General features: G+C 59.1%; 16 protein-coding genes. 7 read left to right on the top strand and 9 right to left on the bottom strand.

The features are described from left to right. The first annotated feature begins 140 nt into the window (after positions 1 to 140). Positions 141 to 680, top strand: a complete 540-nt coding sequence (locus BTJ39_RS01610) for a TetR/AcrR family transcriptional regulator (RefSeq protein WP_078000907.1) — start codon at positions 141 to 143, stop codon at positions 678 to 680. After that, a complete protein-coding gene (locus tag BTJ39_RS01605) occupies positions 677 to 1,822 on the top strand; it encodes an MFS transporter (protein ID WP_078000906.1) in 1,146 nt (381 codons plus the stop codon). The genes BTJ39_RS01610 and BTJ39_RS01605 overlap by 4 nt, the downstream gene beginning before the upstream one ends. Here BTJ39_RS01605 and BTJ39_RS01600 read toward each other — a convergent pair. Continuing rightward, positions 1,819 to 2,886: a LacI family DNA-binding transcriptional regulator gene (locus tag BTJ39_RS01600; RefSeq protein ID WP_078000905.1), complete on the bottom strand. Its 1,068-nt coding sequence runs from the start codon at positions 2,884 to 2,886 to the stop codon at positions 1,819 to 1,821. The two genes, BTJ39_RS01605 and BTJ39_RS01600, sit on opposite strands and share 4 nt — an antisense overlap. A gap of 207 nt (positions 2,887 to 3,093) precedes the next feature. Between BTJ39_RS01600 and BTJ39_RS01595 the strand changes: the two genes are divergently transcribed. From BTJ39_RS01595 to BTJ39_RS01580, 4 genes are read left to right on the top strand one after another with little or no spacing between them, the layout of a single operon-like run. Next, positions 3,094 to 3,993 (top strand): CoA transferase subunit A, encoded by a 900-nt coding sequence (locus BTJ39_RS01595; protein ID WP_078000904.1) that lies wholly within the window; start codon positions 3,094 to 3,096, stop codon positions 3,991 to 3,993. Beyond that, a complete protein-coding gene (locus BTJ39_RS01590; RefSeq protein WP_078000903.1) occupies positions 3,990 to 4,817 on the top strand; it encodes a CoA-transferase in 828 nt (275 codons plus the stop codon). The genes BTJ39_RS01595 and BTJ39_RS01590 overlap by 4 nt, the downstream gene beginning before the upstream one ends. A gap of 4 nt (positions 4,818 to 4,821) precedes the next feature. After that, positions 4,822 to 5,715 carry a CoA transferase subunit A gene (locus BTJ39_RS01585; protein WP_078000902.1) on the top strand — a complete coding sequence of 298 codons (894 nt, stop codon included), beginning with the start codon at positions 4,822 to 4,824 and terminating at the stop codon, positions 5,713 to 5,715. A 2-nt stretch (positions 5,716 to 5,717) separates the two neighbouring features. After that, a complete protein-coding gene (locus BTJ39_RS01580) occupies positions 5,718 to 6,530 on the top strand; it encodes a CoA-transferase subunit beta (RefSeq protein WP_078000901.1) in 813 nt (270 codons plus the stop codon). 72 nt (positions 6,531 to 6,602) lie between these two features. Here BTJ39_RS01580 and BTJ39_RS01575 read toward each other — a convergent pair whose 3' ends face one another. From BTJ39_RS01575 to BTJ39_RS01545, 7 genes are all read right to left on the bottom strand, one after another. After that, positions 6,603 to 7,658: a LacI family DNA-binding transcriptional regulator gene (locus BTJ39_RS01575; RefSeq protein ID WP_078000900.1), complete on the bottom strand. Its 1,056-nt coding sequence runs from the start codon at positions 7,656 to 7,658 to the stop codon at positions 6,603 to 6,605. A 134-nt stretch (positions 7,659 to 7,792) separates the two neighbouring features. Next, positions 7,793 to 9,163, bottom strand: coding sequence for an MFS transporter (locus BTJ39_RS01570; RefSeq protein ID WP_078000899.1), 1,371 nt, complete (start codon positions 9,161 to 9,163; stop codon positions 7,793 to 7,795). Between the two features lie 166 nt (positions 9,164 to 9,329). Then, entirely contained in the window at positions 9,330 to 10,259 is a 930-nt protein-coding gene (locus BTJ39_RS01565) for a MaoC family dehydratase (RefSeq protein ID WP_078000898.1), read from the bottom strand. A 12-nt stretch (positions 10,260 to 10,271) separates the two neighbouring features. Beyond that, a complete protein-coding gene (locus BTJ39_RS01560; RefSeq protein WP_078000897.1) occupies positions 10,272 to 11,441 on the bottom strand; it encodes a CaiB/BaiF CoA transferase family protein in 1,170 nt (389 codons plus the stop codon). Then, entirely contained in the window at positions 11,441 to 12,070 is a 630-nt protein-coding gene (locus tag BTJ39_RS01555) for a DAK2 domain-containing protein (RefSeq protein WP_078000896.1), read from the bottom strand. Before BTJ39_RS01555 ends, BTJ39_RS01560 begins: the two co-directional genes overlap by 1 nt. Continuing rightward, positions 12,067 to 13,071: a dihydroxyacetone kinase subunit DhaK gene (locus BTJ39_RS01550; RefSeq protein ID WP_078000895.1), complete on the bottom strand. Its 1,005-nt coding sequence runs from the start codon at positions 13,069 to 13,071 to the stop codon at positions 12,067 to 12,069. Before BTJ39_RS01550 ends, BTJ39_RS01555 begins: the two co-directional genes overlap by 4 nt. A 16-nt stretch (positions 13,072 to 13,087) precedes the next feature. Further along, entirely contained in the window at positions 13,088 to 14,818 is a 1,731-nt protein-coding gene (locus BTJ39_RS01545) for an acetolactate synthase catalytic subunit (RefSeq protein WP_078000894.1), read from the bottom strand. Between the two features lie 476 nt (positions 14,819 to 15,294). On the opposite strand from BTJ39_RS01545, the gene BTJ39_RS01540 reads away from it, so the two are divergent. Further along, positions 15,295 to 15,516, top strand: a complete 222-nt coding sequence (locus BTJ39_RS01540) for a YdgH/BhsA/McbA-like domain containing protein (protein ID WP_078000893.1) — start codon at positions 15,295 to 15,297, stop codon at positions 15,514 to 15,516. A gap of 310 nt (positions 15,517 to 15,826) precedes the next feature. On the opposite strand, the gene ahpF is transcribed toward BTJ39_RS01540, so the two are convergent. Next, positions 15,827 to 17,392, bottom strand: coding sequence for an alkyl hydroperoxide reductase subunit F (gene ahpF, locus BTJ39_RS01535; protein WP_078000892.1), 1,566 nt, complete (start codon positions 17,390 to 17,392; stop codon positions 15,827 to 15,829). Positions 17,393 to 17,397: the final 5 nt, after the last annotated feature.

The raw sequence follows: 17,397 nt of genomic DNA, 5'->3' as shown, positions 1-17,397 counted from the left end.
TGCCTGAGTTTATAGCCTGGCGTCTGGCTGCGTCCAGCTTTGACGTTGCGCCAGCAGAAACCTGCCCGATGTCGATAGTGGGTCACATCAGGTGGCAATTAATTTTGCAAAAGTAAAACGATCGGTTTACTTTTAACAGTATGAATAAACGCCAGGACATTATGCAGACCGCCGAGCGGCTGTTTTACAACAACGGTTTTCATGCCACCAGCACCGACCGCATCTGCAACGATGCCGGGGTATCAACGCGCACGCTTTACCGCTATTTTCCGACGCGCGAAGTGCTTACCGTCTGCGTGCTGGAAGCGCGAAAAAAACGCTTCTTCGCCCCGCGGCATCCCAGTCATCACCCGCAGGCGATAGCAAAGCTGTTCAGCGCTATGGAAGAGTGGATGCAACAGCACGGCACCGGCGGCTGCTTTTTCGTTAAGGCCTGGGGAGAGTACGCCGGGCGGGATCTGATGCTGGCGGCGCAGGCGCTGGATTATCGCTACGCCGCCCGCGACTATATAGTCAGCTGCCTGCGTCATTCGCACGGCGCCGACAGCGCGGCGCTGGCAAACGCTATCTGGATGCTGTTTGAGGGCGCGACCACGGCGGCGATGATAATCGGCCCTGCGGCGGCGGCCAGCGCCGGTGACGCCGCACAGCAGCTGATGAAAGCAGGCGCCTCGCTATGAGGTCGGCGGTCGCGCTGGGCGCTACCGGCTTTGCGCTGATTGCCGTTACCTACGGCATGGCGCGCTTTTCCTGGGGGCTGATGATGCCCTCGGTGGCAAGCGATATTCCGTTCAGCCCGGCCATCGCCGGAATTATCGCCGCCAGCAGCTACCTGTCTTACTGCCTGTCCACTTCCGCCGCCTCGCTGCTCACCCGCCGCTTTGGCGCGCGCATGACGGCGATTGCGGCGGCGCTGTGCGCGGCCACAGGACTGGGGCTGCTGGCCTGCGCCGCTTCTCCGGCCATGCTGGCAGTCAGCCTGTTTATCGCCGGGCTGAGCGCCGGGCTGGCGTCACCGGCACTGGCGGCGGCGGTCAGCCTCAGCGTTACCGGACGCCATCAGACGCTGGTCAACACCGTCATCAACGCTGGCACCAGCGCCGGCATCATTCTCTGCGTGCCGGTGATATTTTTGCTGGCGGGCAGCTGGCGCCTGGCCTGCGAAGTTTTTGCGGCGCTGGCGCTGCTTTGCCTGCTCCCGACCCTGCGCTACCTGCCCGCCTGCCGCCAGCAAGCGCCGCAACAAAACCAGGGCAGCTGGCGTGGCATGATGAGATGCAGGATGGTGACCCGTCTGGCGTTTATCGCCTTTATCAGCGGTATCGCCAGCGCGGCCTGGTGGAGCTTCGGCCCCGATATCCTGCGTCATTACGCCGGACTGAGTAAACAGACGACCAGCATGCTGTGGCTGGTCAGCGGTGGCGCGGGTATCCTCGGCGCGCTGACCGGGCCGCTGGCGGCGTTTATCAGCCTCAGGCAGGTCTACCGCTTATCGCAGCTGTGCATGGCGACGCCGCTGCTGCTGCTAGCGCTGATGCCGCACTTCTCATGGTGGCTGTTTCCGGCGGTCGCTCTTGGCGGGGCGGGCTACGTCACCCTGTCCGGCGTACTGCTGGTATGCGGCGCGGCATCAACGCCGGCATCGCCGGCCTCCGGTGTCGGCGTGGCCTTCTTCATGTTTGCCGCCGGGCAGATAGGCGGTTCGCTGGCGTTCGGTCAGTTCTACGCCGCAGCGGGGGCGCTGCCAGCGCTCAGCGCCTTTGCCGCCCTCGCCCTGCTGATGATGCTGGTCGTGCCGCCTGACGATACGCTGACCGCTTAGTCAGCAATCACCGGAGCGGCGGGCGCCGCGCTGGTATCTCTCGCCTGCAAACTCACCGGCAGAATGTTTGTCGAGGCTGGCGCACGTGGCTGCGCCAGCCGGGCCAGCATCGCCTGCGCCGCCGCCTGACCGAGGTTCCGCTTAGGTTGGTCGACGGTGGTCAGGCCCTTCTGCTGCAAGCCAGCCAGCGCGGTAAAGTGATCGCCGAAGATATCATCAAACCCACATACTGAAATGTCTCCCGGCACCGCAAGGCCGCGTTCAGCCAAGCCGTTTATCACTTCCATAGCGACGAAATCATTGGCCGCCAGCACCGCGCTGGGACGCGGCTGGCAGCGCAGCAGGGCTTCAACCGCCCGCCGCCCGCTGCTGCCGCGATAGTCCCCTTCAATCAAATAGTCCTGCGGCGCCGCGCAGCCCAGCCGGGCCATACCTGCTCGCCACGCCGCTGTGCGCTCAAGCACGGTGGACGACTGCGCCGGGCCGGTTATGCAGGCGATGTGGCGATGCCCCAGCGTATACAGGTGGTTGAGCAGCAGGTCGATCGCCTGCTGGTTATCCGGGCCAATATAATCAGCCTTGAAGCGGGCGGGCATCCGGTTAACGAATACGCAAGGGGGGCCGTTACGCAGCAGCGCCCGCGAGGCGTCACTCAGGGTTTGCGACAGCATAATCAAGCCATCCACCTGGCGGTCGAGCAGCGAGCGGATCAGCGTCTGCTGGCGCTGAGGATTTTCATCAGTATTGCAAAGAAACAGGGTATAGCCCGCCGCGCTGACCACCTCGTCAATACCTTTGACGATGGCCGGAAACAGCGGGTTAGTAATATCCGCCATCAGCACGCCAAGCGTCATGGATTGCTGGGTACGCAGCGCGCGGGCAATCGTTGAAACGCGGTAGCCGAGACGTTCGGCGGTAGCCAGAATCAGCTGCTTCTTTTCCGGGCTGACGTAGCCATTACCCGCCAACGCGCGCCCTACTGTCGAGCGCGACATACCCAGTTCGCGAGCGATATCTGCCAGTGTGGCTCGGCTACCTTGCGCCGCAGGGGGAAGGGGTTTCATCGCCAGTCTCCTTGTTTAGATAAGGCGGTTATACCTGATTGCGTTGAAAAATTAAACTGGGATCGATCTCACATACAAGCAACCTGAAGCCGGATAAGTTAAATAGCGTAATGCGTCATCCCAGGTCGCGCCGTTAACAACGGCGTTTCTTTTTCTCTGTTTATGGGATCGTTCCCATATTTAAAAACTTAGTTATCAGTAGGTAACATGAAGAGAACAATAAAACTTACCAGCATGACTGAGGCGATTCAAAGCGTGGAAGATGGCGAACGCATCGCGCTGGGCGGCTTTGCCATCTATCAGCGGCCAATGGCGCTGAGCGCCGAACTGATACGCCAGCAAAAGCGTCGCCTGACGCTGGTCGGCATTGTGAACGCCATTGAAGCCGATCTGCTGATCGGCGCCGGCGTCGTCGATCGCATTGAAACGTCTTACGTCGGGCTGGAGCGCTTTGGCCTGGCGCGCAACTTTCGCCGGGCGGCGGAACAGGGCGAGCTACAGGCCGTTGATTACCCGGAGCTAATCGCCTGGGATCGCTTTCGTGCTTCGCAGGAAGGCTTGCCGTTCTGGCCTTGTACCTTTCTCGGCGGCAGCGGCGTAGCGGCGAACAATACTGCGATAGTCCCCTTTACCTGCCCGGTTAGCGGCCGCCAGATGTGGGCTGTGCCGCCAGCCAGCCCGGACGTAGTGCTGGTTCATGCTCCGCTGGGCGATGAGTTCGGTAACGTGGCCTTTCACGCACGCAAAATGCTGCCGCAAAGCGCTGATATCACCCTCACCCGCAGCTGCGATCGGGTGATCGTCAGCGTGGAGAAGATCGTCAGTTCACGTGAACTGAGCCGCCAGCCTCATCTGGTGGAAATTCCCGCTTTCCGCACCACTCATATCGTTGAGGCGCCCTTCGGCGCCCACCCGACCTCGGTTCCCGGCCTGTACGATTGCGATGAGCCTTTTTTTAATCACTACGTCAGCGCCAGCGCCACGCCGCAGCAGTTCGGGCACTGGCTTCAGGAACATATTTATCAGCCATCGGACCACCAGGCCTATCTCGATCGGCTCGGCGTCAGCCGCCTGCTGGCGCTGCGCAATACGGAGGTGCCGCAATGAAACGGCCAGCCTGTAGTCGCGAAGAGTTAATTACTATCCTGCTGGCTAAGCAGATGCGTAACGGCGAGGTGGGCTTCACCGGCCTGGCTACCGGTAGCGCGGCAGCGCTGTATATCACCGGCATCCCGCTGGCGGCGATGTCATTCGCTCAGCATACGCACGCGCCGGACCTGACGATTCTGCTGGCGGGCTGGTGTATTAATCCCGACCTTAGCCAGCTACGCGCCCTGCCCGGCGCCGAATTTGATAACGCCCTGCAACAGCTGCCCTGTGAGGCGCAAATGCAGGCTTATCCCGGCCACTACGCGGTGCGACGCGGCGATGTGGATTTTGGCTTTGGTTCCGGCGTGCAGGTTGACCGCCAGGGCAATATCAACAGCACCTGCATCGGCGACTATCAGCAGCCGCGCGTACGGCTGGTCGGCTCGATTTTGCTGCCGGAGCATATGACCTGTTTTGGCCGCGAATATCTGATGATGCCGAGCCACGAAACGCGCACCTTCGTCGAACAGGTGGACTACATCTCCGGCGTCGGCTGGCCGGGCGGCGAAGCGGGCCGGGCCGCGCTCGGCCTGCATCACGGCGGACCGCAATGGATCGTGACGCCGAAGGCGATTTTTTCTTTTAACCGCCAGCAGGGCCATGCGCAGCTGCACTCCATTCATCCCGGCGTAACGCCGGAAGAGGTGCGCAGCAGCACCGGTTTTAGCGTGGACACCGATGAGGTGCCTGCCACGCCCTGGCCAACCGCCGAAGAACTTTCACTGCTGCGCCGGGTAGTCAACCCCTACGGCGCGCTGATCCCCCATCCCGAAGAGGTATAACGCCATGAAAAGCAAACTCACTACGCTGCAGGATGCCGTGACGCGCATCCCTGACGGCGCCAGCATTGCGCTGGGCGGCTCGCTACTGCGGCGTCAGCCGATGGCGCTGGTACACGAGATGATCCGCCAGCGTAAGCAGAATCTGACCCTGCTGACCTGGGCGACCACCCTGGCCAGCGACATGCTGGCCGCCAGTGATGCCATTCGCCGCTGGGAAGGTATTTACGCCGGCTTTTTTCGCCACGGCCTGGCCCCCAATTTTCGCCGGGCGGTGCAAAACGGCCAGATCGAAACCCATGATTATTCCGAATCCGCCTTCGTTGCCCGCTTTCGCGCGGCGGCGATGGGACTGCCGTTTCTGCCGTCAAAGGCGCTGCTTGGCACCGGTATGGTGGGTAAAAGTCCCGACGAAATAAAGCCTATCGACTGCCCGTTCAGCGGCCAACCGCTGCTGGCGCTGAAGGCCGCCGATAGCGACTTTACGCTCCTGCATGGCTACGCCGCCGATGAATACGGCAACGTGCAGTGGCCGGTGGTACGCGACAGCGATGATATCGATCAGATGATGGCCTCAGCGTCAAAGCGGCTCATCGTGACCGTAGAAAAGATCATTCCCCACCAGCAGGTACGCCAGCGCCCGGCGCTAACCTACATTCCCCATACCCTGGTGGAAGCGCTGATTGAAGTCCCCTATGCCGCCCACCCAACCGCCACCGACGGCTTCTATGACGAAGACGAAGCGGCATTAAAAGTCTGGCTGGCGGCCTCAGCGACGCCGCAGGGCGCGCAGGCCTGGCTGGAGGAATACGTTTTCAGCTGCCCGCAGCGTGAAGACTATATCGAAAAAGTGGGCGCCATGTCGGCCCTGAAAGCTTTTGACGTTGCCAGGGAGTTTTAACCATGAGCCAGCCTGATTACACCACCGAAGAGTTGATGATTTGCGCGATTGCCCGCGAGCTGCGCGATGACGAGCTGGGATTTGTCGGCCTCGGCACCGCCGCCCGCGCGTTTACCCTGGCGGTAGGTATTCCAATCGCCGCGGCGCGCCTGGCGCAGCTACGTCACGCGCCGGGCTTTTCCATTTACTGGGGCAACCTGCTAACGCCAGCGCTGGATAATATTCCCGACGCGCTGCTGCAGGACGCCTACACCCACTGGCCCGCCGCCGCCTCGCCGGCCGACGTCGGCTACAAAATTGATATGGTCACGCGCGGGCGCTTTGACGTTTCCTTTGAATCCGCGCCTCAGGTTGACCAGTATGGCAACCTGAATATCACCGAGATTGGCGCCAGCCAGCCGCCGAAAACCCGGCTGGTCGGCTGCCTGGCGCAAACCGAGCATCTGGCGTTTATTAAACGGCCGATAATCGTCACCGATTTAACTACCCGCGCCTTTGTACCCAAAGTGGACTTTATTACCAGCGTGGGTTATCTGGATGGCGGCGAAAGCCGCGCCAGGCTTGGCCTGCCGGGACCGGGTCCGGCGCTGTGCGTAACCAACAAAGCGATTTTCGATTTCCATCCGCAGTCAAAACGTATGCGCCTGCGTTCGCTCCATCCGGGCGAGACCTTGCAAAGCGTGCTGGCCGCCATGAGCTTCGAACCGGTGATTGAAGGGGAGCCGCCCTATACGCCGACGCCGACAGCGCAGGAAGTGCAGCTCATTCGTGAGGTTATCGATCCGCAAAGCACCCTTTATCAGCTCAACGCCTGAAGCGGCGGGGCGTCAGCAACCACTGACGCCCCGCAACAGGCTATTGAGGTCTGTAACGGCCTTGCGAGGGTATCAGGACTCGCTGACGCCGCCGGTGGAGCCGCGCACCACCAGCTTCATCGGGAAGATTTTCTTTTTGGGCTTCGATGATAACCCCTTCTGGCGCACCATTTTCATTACCAGCTCAGTGGCCGCTGCGCCCATCTCGCGCCGCTGCAGCGCAATAGTGGTGAGATTAATCGGCGAGAAAGAGGCCATTTCAATATCATCAAGGCCAATCAGCGAGAAGTCTGCGGGAATATTCAGCCCCGCGTCGTGCGCAGCGTTCATCACGCCGATGGCGCTCATGTCATTGGCGGCAAGGATCGCGGTAGGCGGCGGCTGCATAGCGAAAAACCGCTTTGCCGCCTGATAACCACCGCTGACGTGGTAATCGCCCTGCACCACATATTCTGCCACCAGCGGCAGTTGATGGGCGCGCAGCGCGCTAAGATAGGCTTCATAACGCTCGTCGGCGGTAGAGGAATCCAAAGGCCCGCGTATCAGTCCAATGCGACGATGTCCCAGCCCGACCAGATGCCTGACCGCCGCGCCGATCCCTTCCTCATTATTGGCACCCACGTAGTTGTCATCATGGCTGAGCGAGCGCCGCTGGATCATCACATAGGGAGTATCGCCGTTAAGCAGCGCGCGTACCTCCGGCTGATCGCAATGCTGCGATAGCATCACCAAACCATCGACGCGCCTGTCGAGCAGCACCCGCATCTGCGCCAGCTGTTTATCCAGCTGCCCGTCGGTATTACATACCAGCAGGCTGCACTGCTCACTGTCGGCAATATCCTCAATACCGCGCAGAAAATCCGGCGACGAGGGGTTCGCCACGTCCGCCAGCAGCACCCCGAGGGTAAAGGTGCGTTGCATGCGTAAAGAGCGGGCAACCACTGAAACCCGGTAGCCCAGCTTATCCGCTGCGGCCTGCACCCGCTCGCGGGTAGACTCTTTAACGATGGTCTTACCGGTCAGCGCGTTAGAAACCGTTGAAACCGCCACGCCGGCTTCACGCGCAACGTCGAAAATAGACACTTTGCCGCCAGCGCTGGCTTTGCTTTGCGGGGGTTTTCTGGTCATCCTGCGGTACCTGCTGAGGAGAAATGGCCCAAAGAATGAGATGATTATTACACAATCGTCAATAATGAAAAAAACGTTTTTAGACGGGCGTACACAGCGCCCCACCGGGGAGGCATCAGCCTCCCCGGTGAAAGTTAACGACTTTTTGCCAGTACGGCATCGCTGTGCGGCGCTTGCGCCGACGAGCCAAGCATATCGTCGTTGAGATCGCGGTGCATCGTTTCGCCGGTGCCGAGCGCACAGAAGCCGGTAACCACGCCGGAAACAATGATCATCCAGGTGATCGGCCAGAAACCGCCGCCCGCCCAGGCAACCAGCGCCGTTGCCACCATCGGCGTAAAGCCGCCAAACACCCCGGCCAGCTGCGAACCCACCGACACGCCGGTATAACGCACCTCGGTGCTGAACATTTCCGAAAGGTAGCAGGGTTCGATGCTATACATTGAACCGATAACAAAGCTGTAGCCGAGGATCAGCGCCAGATAGACGCCCCACATGGTGCCGCTGTCTACCAGCCAGTAGAACGGATAGGCCAGCAGGCAGGAGCCGAAAGAACCGATCAGGAATACCGCCCGGCGGCCGATTTTATCTGAAAGTATGCCCCACAGCGGGAAGGCAATAAGCCCGCTGGCGGCCGCGACCATCACGCCCATTAGCACGGTACTGCTCGGCATGTTGAATTTTGACGTGGTGTACTGCAATACGTAGCTAATAATCAGGTAGCCCACCACGCTTTCGCTGATGCGCAAACCGGCAGCAAGGAAGATCTGACGCGGAAATTTTTTAAACACCTGTACAATCGGCAAGCTGGTTTTCTCGCGCTCCGCCAGCATCTTTTTAAACATCGGCGGTTCCTGAATTTTCATGCGAATGAAAATACCAATCAGCATCAGGATAATGCTGGCGATGAACGGTACGCGCCAGCCCCAGTCGAGAAAGATCTCTTTTGGCAACGCCGATGCCAGGGCAAAGGAGCCGGTGGCGCACAGCACGCCGAGCACGTTGCCAAGCTGCACGAAAGTGCCGTAAAAACCGCGTTTATTTTTCGGCGCATATTCGATCATCATCGTGGTGGCGCCGCCCCATTCGCCGCCGACCGCCAGCCCCTGGATCAGACGAATGATAATCAGCAGTATCGGCGCCGCCAGGCCGATGGTTTCATAGGTAGGCAGCAGACCGATCACCACGGTTGCGATCCCCATAATGCTCACTGAAGCAATCAGCATCGCCTTGCGGCCTACGGTATCGCCATAGTGGCCAAAGATAATGGCGCCGATCGGCCGGGTTAAGAAAGCGACGCCCAGCGTGGCGAAGGAAACGATGGTCGCCACCGTCGGTGTCAGTTCGGTAAAAAACAGGTGTGGGAAGACCAGCGCGGCGGCGGCGCCATAGATAAAGTAGTCATAAAACTCGATAAAGGTGCCGATAAGGCTGGCAAAGGCGACGCGACGCAGCTGTTTTTTATCGACTTTTTCGCTGGCGGCCGGGGTTGCGATGTTATTCATATAACCTCCCTCGGGAGTTGGCTTGTAGGGTAACGTCAGGGTACGCGGTCGCCCGCACGCCCCCGCTACGTTGTGTTAAAAGTAAGATAAAGGCCTGCAACAACCGCAAACAGGCAGCCTGGTGTTCGGCCACTGCCCAAACGTCTGACAGCGGCGAAGTTTGGTTCTAAGGTTGCATTCTGCCGCTGGCCCAGCCAACAGCGGTGCGTTCGCCATGCTGGTTCTCTGCCCAGACATGGAATTTCACGACGTTGTCCTCAACGTCCTCAACCAGCGCCCGGCAGGTGATTTCATCTCCCCGATACACTGGCCGGATATACGCCATTTTTATCCAGCCGGAGGTGTGCCAGCCGGGGCCGATAAAGCGCGCCAGCATTTCGGCAATCCAGCAGGTTTCCATCATTCCCTGCGCCAGGGTATCGCGAAAACCGGCCTTGAGCGCCACTTCAATATCGGTATGGATGTTGTACCACTGGGTGTTGCCCCCGGAAAAAACCGTCATCTGCCCCTGTTCAGGGCGCTTGGTCAGCGGCTGTACCGGCGTGCCTGGCGTCATACCCGCCCTGGCGTGGGTTAACGGTACGATCGCTGTCGGCCATACCGGATCGATATGATCCGCCCCGGCGCTTTTTCCCGCGCCGCCGGTGGCCAACTGAATATCATCAGGAATACGCATGATCTCGGTACTAATCTGGCGCACGTAGGGCGTGCCGCTATCGGCATCGCGCGCTTCGGTATCAAATACCGTGTAGCCCTTGCCGCGCTTCATGTATTTGTCGGTATATTTTCCGCTGTAGTTAATACGCGCGTTAACCGGCACCGGATTGATAAACCAGACTTCCTCTTTCTGGTGCAGGCCAACGGTGCGACTGGGGTCGTAGACGCTGCAAAACAGCGCCACCAGATCGCGGCCTAACATTGCTGCCGGCACCCAGGGGGCCTGCTCGCCGACATACTCCGGGCTGAAATCGTCGAGCGCAAAGCAGGCGCGTCGGCGGTACGCTTCGTCAGCGGTGATAGTCAGCGGGCCAATCGGCTCATCGACAACCACATTGTCAAAGGTAGGATCGCGCAATTCAGGATTGATAAGGGCCATGCTGAGCTCCTTTTACTGCGACCGGGGATGGGCTTTGCTGCCACACCACTCGGCCAGCACTTCTTCGGTATGGGCTCCGAGCACCGGCGGCGCACGACGTATCGCCCCCGGCGTGTCTGAGAGCCTGACGGTAATGCCGTGCGTGGTATAGGTTCCAGCCGTGGGATGCTCAATATCCACCAGCTGGTTACGCGCTTTCAGCTGTGGGTTTTCCAGCACGTCGGCAATATTCGCCACGGCAGAGCAAGGCACGCCCGCTTTATCCATCAGGTTCACCACCTCATCGGCATCGCGCTGTGCCACCCACTCAGCCACCACCGCATCGATGGCGGCATTGTTGCTCAAGCGGGCGTGGTAGTTATTAAAACGGGCGTCTTCCAGCAGATCCTGGCGCGCCATAGCGCCAATCAGACGTTGAAACAGCGCGTCGGTGCCAGCGGAGAGATAAACCCAGCGCCCATCTGCCGCCTGATAGCAGTTTACCGGCGCGGAATAGCGGTCGAGGTTGCCAACGCGATCCATGGTGCGTCCCAGCTGTGCCTGCTCCGGAATGGCTGAAATCAGCATGCTGATGGCGCTTTCCAGCAGCGAAGCTTCAACCAGCTGGCCGCGGCCGGTCGCGTGGCGCACGTTGAGCGCGCCCAGCGTGCCGATGGTGGCGTACAGCGCCGAGGCGTAATCGACCATAAAAGTGCCGGCCATGGTCGGCGGTCCATCCTGCTGCCCGGTAATACTCATAATGCCGCTCATCGCCTGCGCAATGGCGTCAAAGCATGGCCGCTGGGCAAGAGGTCCATCCTGACCGAAACCGGAAATACGCACCATAATCAGGCGCGGATTAAGCTGATGCAGCGTCTCCCAACTACAGCCCATCTTTTCCATGGTGCCGGGCCGGAAGTTTTCGATCAGCACATCGGCTTTACTTATCAGCTCACGCAGTTGGGCCTGACCCTCTTCTGAGCGAAAATCGAGTTCCAGGCTGCGCTTATTGCGGTTAAACGACATAAAGTACAGGCTCTGGTCATTGAGCTGCGGCTTGTTCTGCCGGGTATCTTCACCCTTGCCTTTTCGCTCAACTTTCACCACGTCGGCGCCCATATCAGCTAGCTGCATGGCGCACATCGGCCCGGCAATAAAGCGGGATAAATCGAGAACTTTTAATCCTTCCAGCGATCCTGACATCAGCGTGCCTCCTGTGAATGCCGGGCGTGCCCGACAGCGGCGTCAACCAGATGAGCGAATGCCACCATGCCGGGGTCGTCAAGGCCGACGGAGCGTTCAGCAAACATCCGCGCCCGCCCTATTTTGTTCGGCTGCTGGCGAAAAGCGTCCAGCGCCGCCGCCACCGCCTGCGGTGCGATTTGTGACCAGTTTTGCGCTGGCTGACTGCGCAGGGCTTTATTCAGCGCGTCGATGGCGTCCAGTACGGTTTTATCGCCGAGGCTGGCGCCGCCGCGAGCCATTAACGCCGCCAGCACCGCTTCCAGCAGCGGTGGAATATCCTCCGCCTCCAGCGTCTGCTTGCCAGCGCTCTGCTTTGACGAAGTTAACAGCGCCACGCCAAGCAATGTGCCGAAGCTGGAGCCGGAAGCCCGCACGCAGGCCATCGAGGCGGCCTGAAATACCGCCGCGATATCCTGCGGCGTTTCCACCAGCGCCTGCTGTGTCAGCCGGGCGCATTTTTCCAGCGTCGCGCCGAGGTCGCCATCGCCCAGCTGGCCGTCCAGCGCGTTCAGTTCAGCCGCCGAGCGGTTGATTTCGTCGCAACAGCGCAAAAATAGCGCGCTCAGCTGTTGTGCATCGAGACTCATTGCGCGTTACTCCACCAGGGGGAAGCCACCGGCGCTGCCAGCAGTTGTTCCAGTTCCTTATCCAGCTTCATTAGCGTCAGCGAAGCGCCCGCCATCTCCATTGAGGTGGCATAGCGGCCAATCTGCGGCGGGAACCAGCTAATATTTTGCGCCGCTAACCCGCTCTGAACGCGGCGCCAGAGAATAAACAGCTCCTCCAGCGGCGTGGCGCCGAGTGAATTGAGCATCACGGCGACCCGGTCGCCCGCTTTCAACCCGCCGTCTTTCAGCAGCGTGCTAAGCATTTCATCGGCCAGAGTATCGGCGGCCAGCAGCGGCCCGCGACGAATCCCCGGTTCGCCGTGGATACCCATCCCCATTTCCATCTCGTTCTCTGCCAGGCTGAACGTCGGTTTACCCGCTTCCGGCACGGTGCAGGGTGACAGCGCGACGCCAATGGTGACGGTATTATCCAACGCGCGCTGCGCGACCCCGGCGACCGCCTCCAGGGTGGCGCCCTGCTGCTCTGCCCTGGCACCGGCAACCTTATAGGCGTAAATCAGCCCCGCGACGCCGCGTCGCTTAACACGCTCATCACGCGATGCGCTGCCAACGTCGTCGCTGGCCAGCACGGTGCGCGTTTCAATGCCTTCGGCTTCCAGCATCTCCGCCGCCATGGCGAAATTCATCTTGTCGCCGCCGTAATTACCAAACAGCAGCAGTACGCCTTTGCCGTTATCGGCCGCCCGGATCGCATCAATGCAATCCATTACCGCCGGGCCGGCAAACACGTTGCCCACCGCGCAGGCGTCCAGCAGGCCTGCGCCAACATAGCCGGCAAAGGTCGGCAGATGTCCACTGCCGCCGCCGGACACGATACCCGGCTTGTCTTTTGCCGGCGCGGCGCGGGTAATTACCCGCCCGGCCTCGCCGGACTGAGCGTAAAGGTGCGGAAAGGCCAGGCACATCCCTTGCAAAGCCTGGTCGGCATAGTCTTGCGGGGCATTCAGGATCTTTTTCATCATTTTCTCCCGGCAATCAGTAATTCAGGCCGTCTTTATCATCGAACATCGTCACCGGCGGATAAGCGCGCTCATCGGTGATAACGTCAATGACGGTGGTGACATCAGCGCTAAACGCCGCATTCAGCGCCGGCAGGAAATCGGCGGCCTTATCAATGCGGACCCCATTGCAGCCACAGGCGCGGGCCACGGCGGCATGATCAACCGCATGGAAATCACAGGCGTCGGAATAGCCGCCAAACAGCGCTTTTTCCGCATGTTTTTCATAGCCCAGAATCTGGTTATTCAGTACCACCAGTACCACGTTGATCCCCATACGCCGTGCGGTTTCCAGTTCCGACCAGACGTGAGCAAAGCCGCCGTCGCCAACCAGCGCGAAAACCGGCGCTTCCGGGCGGGCGACTTTCGCCCCCAGAGCGTAGGGAAAACCCCAGCCAAGTCCGGCCAGCCCGCGTGGCGTGACAAAACGACAGCCAGCGGCGCGAGCAGTAAGGAAGTTTGCCACCCAGATGGAGGAGTAACTGGCGTCGGCCACCACGATAGTTTCCGGGGTTAAAATGCTATCGAGGTCGCGCATCAGGCGCTCAGGGCGTAGCGGTGACGCATCAAGATTCAGGGTACTGTTGATCTCAGCCTGCCAGCGCTCATGACCGGTGGCAATTCGCTGGCTCAGCCCGGCGCGCTGCTGATGGCGCTGGCTGAGATCCTGCTGCTGCAAAGCGCTGCTTAACGCTTCCAGCGTCAGGCGGGCATCGCCGACCAGCCGCAGCGCATCGTAATTACGACCAACCTCCTGGCCGTCGATATCCAGGTGGATATAGCGCGCGTTCTGCGGATAAAGCGACCAGCTGTCGGTACCGTTCTGATTAGTGCGATTGCCGATCATCAGGATCACATCCGCATCGGTTACCAGCTCGCGCAGATGGCGGGTGCGGCCGCGCTCACCCATAAAATAGCCAACGATGCCAACGGAAAGCGGATGAGTTTCATCCACGCTGCCTTTGCCCATCGCCGTAGTCGCCACCGGCAGACTGGCGCTTTCCTGCAGCTGCGCCAGCGCGGCGGAGGCATCCGAAAGATGCACCCCACCACCGGCAATCACCAGCGGCGCGCGCGCGCTGGCCAGCAGTTTTGCCGCCTCGGCAACGGCATCCGGCGCGGCGACGCTGCGATCCAACGGGAAATGACCGAGGGATGAGCTATGGCGGCGCACGGGTTGCTGTTCCGCTTCTTCGTTAAATAAATCAATGGGGATGACCAGCACCGCCGGCCCCGCGCGCCCGGATGCGGCAGCGGTAAAAGCCACGTCGACATAATCATCCAGCCGATCGATTTCGCTGACGCGGCGGGTCCATTTGGCGACGCCTTTGAACAGTTCCAGATGGTCAAGCTCCTGAAAGGCATTCTTATCCACCATTTTTCGGTGAACATCCTGAACGATAGCCACCACCGGAATCGATGCTTTAAAGCATTCCGCCAGACCCGCGACTAGCAGCGTCGCCGCCGGCCCGTTCTGCGCGGTTACCACGCCAACTTTATGTGACAGGCGAGCATAGGCGTCGGCCATATAGCTGCCCGCATTTTCCGCGCGATAGCCAACCTGGCGAATACCGTACTGCGGCGTAACCAAAAACAGGGCGGCCGGAATGCTCTGGCCGAAAATGACTTCAACTCCGTGACGTTTCAGGGCGGCAGCGACGATATGTGCTCCGGTCTTACCCTGCTGCTGGCGTTGTTCAGCGCTCATGATGACTCCCGTTGTAATAAATGACGACGTTATTCACCCGTTGTTACGGCCGGTCGCAACAGTTGATTAACCAATGATTAACTTACCGTCACCTTTGCATAAAAACGTTTTTAATAAAAACGTTTTTATTGCATTTGCAGGCGAAGATCACGGAACCAACGGCCTCCCGCTGGCACGTTTTCGCTAATTGATTGAAAGGTAAAGATTATTAACTTTGAGCGCGATTGTGTAGATGAAAGTGGCGCCTTAATCGCCATTTTTCAAAATATTGAACTAAAAAATCTAATATTAGCGATTTTATTTATCGCAACTGACCTGAACGCCAGATGGAAAGGCCGATATGAAGCTGATCGCTGAAATAATGTGATGCAGATCGCACTTTTGGTTAATTAGCTAATAGTAACCATGGTTATTATTAACCCCATCGACGGCAGGCAATCTTTCGCAGCCGCAAAAATTAACTGGAGAAGTAAGAAATGAAAAATATTCGTGCAATGTCAATCGCAGCTGTCGCCGCTCTGTCACTGGTTTCTTTCACTAGCTTTGCTGCCGAAAGCGTGTCTGCCCACGGCAGCACCCTCGATAGCGCAGAAGCGCATATCGCGGCTAAAGCCAAAGCCGCTGGCGCTGAGTCTTATAAAATTACCAGCGCCCGCGTTGACAACGGTGCTTATATGACCGCTGAGCTGTTCAAATAATAACGATCAAAATTTTGCTATGTGCCTTCAAGCTGCTCTCAGGAGCAGCTTTTTTTATGGCGGAAAACTCGCCGGCGCAGCCTTTCCGCCCTGGCGCAGATGCACAGGCGACAGAGCGGCTTGCCGATGCGGGTTATCGCTGACCACACTGCCGGGCTTTCGGATCCATAACGCAGTGAGGCAAATTGCCATAGCGGGCGGCAATAAAATACCGCCCTGAGCGGCGAACGATACCCTGCCAAAGTTGCATAAATTTTTGCACAGCTATAAAAAAAGCGCCTCAGCAGGCGCTTTTTTCACGGCATATTGATCACGCTGTTGGCGTACGAATCAGATAATCAAAAGCGCTTAATGACGCTTTCGCCCCTTCGCCGGTAGCAATGATAATCTGCTTGTAAGGCACCGTGGTGCAGTCACCCGCAGCAAAGATGCCTTTCACGCTGGTTTCACATTTCGCATCGACAATGACCTCACCCATGCGATTACGTTCAACGGAGCCCTCCAGCCAGTGAGTATTAGGCAACAGTCCGATCTGGACAAAGATACCCGCAACCTCAAGGTGGTGCGCTGCGCCGCTGATGCGGTCGAGATAATCCAGCCCGGTTAGCTTCGCGCCGTCACCCTTCACTTCCGTGGTCTGTGCGTTCAGCACGATATCGACGTTTTTCAGGCTCTGCACCTTATTTTGCAGCACCTGATCGGCCTTCATTTCCGAGGCAAATTCCAGCAGCGTGACGTGGTCAACGATACCAGCAAGGTCGATTGCCGCTTCCACGCCGGAGTTGCCGCCGCCGATGACGGCTACGCGTTTGCCTTTAAACAGCGGGCCGTCGCAGTGCGGGCAATAGGTAACACCGCGCGTACGATATTGGTCTTCCCCCGGCACGTTCATATTGCGCCAGCGGGCACCGGTAGCAATGATGACGCTGCGCGCTTTAAGTACCGCTCCGGAAGCCGTATGTACTTGATGCAGGCCACCTTCCACCGCTGCCGGCGTCAGCTTACTGGCGCTCTGGCTATCAATGACATCAACCTGATAGTCATCCACGTGCGCCTTCAGCGATCCCGCCAGCTTGGCACCTTCGGTTTTCGGTACTGAAATATAGTTTTCAATATCAACGGTATCCAGTACCTGACCGCCAAAGCGCTCGCCCATCAGGCCGGTGCGAATGCCTTTACGCGCCGAGTAGATAGCCGCCGCCGCGCCCGCCGGGCCGCTGCCGACGATCAGCACGTCATAAGCGTCACGTTTATTCAGCGCTTCAGCCGCGCGCTGATCGGCATTAACGTCTACCTTGCTGACAATATCAGTCAGCGTCATGCGTCCCTGGCCGAATTCCTCACCGTTAAGAAATACCGCCGGAACCCCCATCACGTTACGTTGCTGAATTTCATTCTGGAACATGCCGCCGTCGATGGCCGTGTGGGAAATGCGCGGGTTGAGCACCGCCATTAAGTTCAGCGCCTGCACCACGTCGGGACAGTTATGGCAGGAGAGCGAATAATAGGTTTCAAACGCCAGATCGACATCCAGTTCACGGATCTGATCCAGCAGCGCTTCCGCTTCTTTTGAGGGATGGCCGCCGGTTTGCAGCAGCGCCAGCACCAGCGAGGTAAACTCGTGGCCCATCGGTGAACCGGCAAAGCGTGGCCCCTGGTGTGAGCCCGGATTGGTAATCAGAAAAGAAGGTTTACGCACCGGTAAATCGTTCTGTTCTGTAAAGCTGACCTGGTCAGAAAGTTCGGCTATATCAGCCAGCAAACTACGAATTTCTGCCGACTTGTCGCTGTCGTCCAGTGTCGCAACTAACTCAACAGGTTTGGTTAAACGCTCAAGGTAAGCCTTAAGCTGATTTTTCATATTGGCGTCGAGCATGATGT

It is taken from the genome of Izhakiella australiensis, from assembly GCF_002006995.1.
Taxonomy (GTDB): Bacteria; Pseudomonadota; Gammaproteobacteria; order Enterobacterales; family Enterobacteriaceae; genus Izhakiella; species Izhakiella australiensis.
This window is presented reverse-complemented; position numbering and strand designations above follow the sequence as displayed.

Excerpts from the sequence above, each read along its gene's own strand:
- BTJ39_RS01545 (WP_078000894.1), bottom strand. The coding sequence starts at position 14,818 with ATGAGCGCTGAACAACGCCAGCAGCAGGGTAAGACCGGAGCACATATC.
- BTJ39_RS01600 (WP_078000905.1), bottom strand. The coding sequence starts at position 2,886 with ATGAAACCCCTTCCCCCTGCGGCGCAAGGTAGCCGAGCCACACTGGCA.
- BTJ39_RS01610 (WP_078000907.1), top strand. The coding sequence starts at position 141 with ATGAATAAACGCCAGGACATTATGCAGACCGCCGAGCGGCTGTTTTAC.
- BTJ39_RS01605 (WP_078000906.1), top strand. The coding sequence starts at position 677 with ATGAGGTCGGCGGTCGCGCTGGGCGCTACCGGCTTTGCGCTGATTGCC.
- BTJ39_RS01540 (WP_078000893.1), top strand. The coding sequence starts at position 15,295 with ATGAAAAATATTCGTGCAATGTCAATCGCAGCTGTCGCCGCTCTGTCA.
- BTJ39_RS01570 (WP_078000899.1), bottom strand. The coding sequence starts at position 9,163 with ATGAATAACATCGCAACCCCGGCCGCCAGCGAAAAAGTCGATAAAAAA.
- ahpF (WP_078000892.1), bottom strand. The coding sequence starts at position 17,392 with ATGCTCGACGCCAATATGAAAAATCAGCTTAAGGCTTACCTTGAGCGT.
- BTJ39_RS01560 (WP_078000897.1), bottom strand. The coding sequence starts at position 11,441 with ATGTCAGGATCGCTGGAAGGATTAAAAGTTCTCGATTTATCCCGCTTT.
- BTJ39_RS01585 (WP_078000902.1), top strand. The coding sequence starts at position 4,822 with ATGAAAAGCAAACTCACTACGCTGCAGGATGCCGTGACGCGCATCCCT.
- BTJ39_RS01595 (WP_078000904.1), top strand. The coding sequence starts at position 3,094 with ATGAAGAGAACAATAAAACTTACCAGCATGACTGAGGCGATTCAAAGC.
- BTJ39_RS01550 (WP_078000895.1), bottom strand. The coding sequence starts at position 13,071 with ATGAAAAAGATCCTGAATGCCCCGCAAGACTATGCCGACCAGGCTTTG.
- BTJ39_RS01590 (WP_078000903.1), top strand. The coding sequence starts at position 3,990 with ATGAAACGGCCAGCCTGTAGTCGCGAAGAGTTAATTACTATCCTGCTG.
- BTJ39_RS01580 (WP_078000901.1), top strand. The coding sequence starts at position 5,718 with ATGAGCCAGCCTGATTACACCACCGAAGAGTTGATGATTTGCGCGATT.
- BTJ39_RS01575 (WP_078000900.1), bottom strand. The coding sequence starts at position 7,658 with ATGACCAGAAAACCCCCGCAAAGCAAAGCCAGCGCTGGCGGCAAAGTG.
- BTJ39_RS01555 (WP_078000896.1), bottom strand. The coding sequence starts at position 12,070 with ATGAGTCTCGATGCACAACAGCTGAGCGCGCTATTTTTGCGCTGTTGC.
- BTJ39_RS01565 (WP_078000898.1), bottom strand. The coding sequence starts at position 10,259 with ATGGCCCTTATCAATCCTGAATTGCGCGATCCTACCTTTGACAATGTG.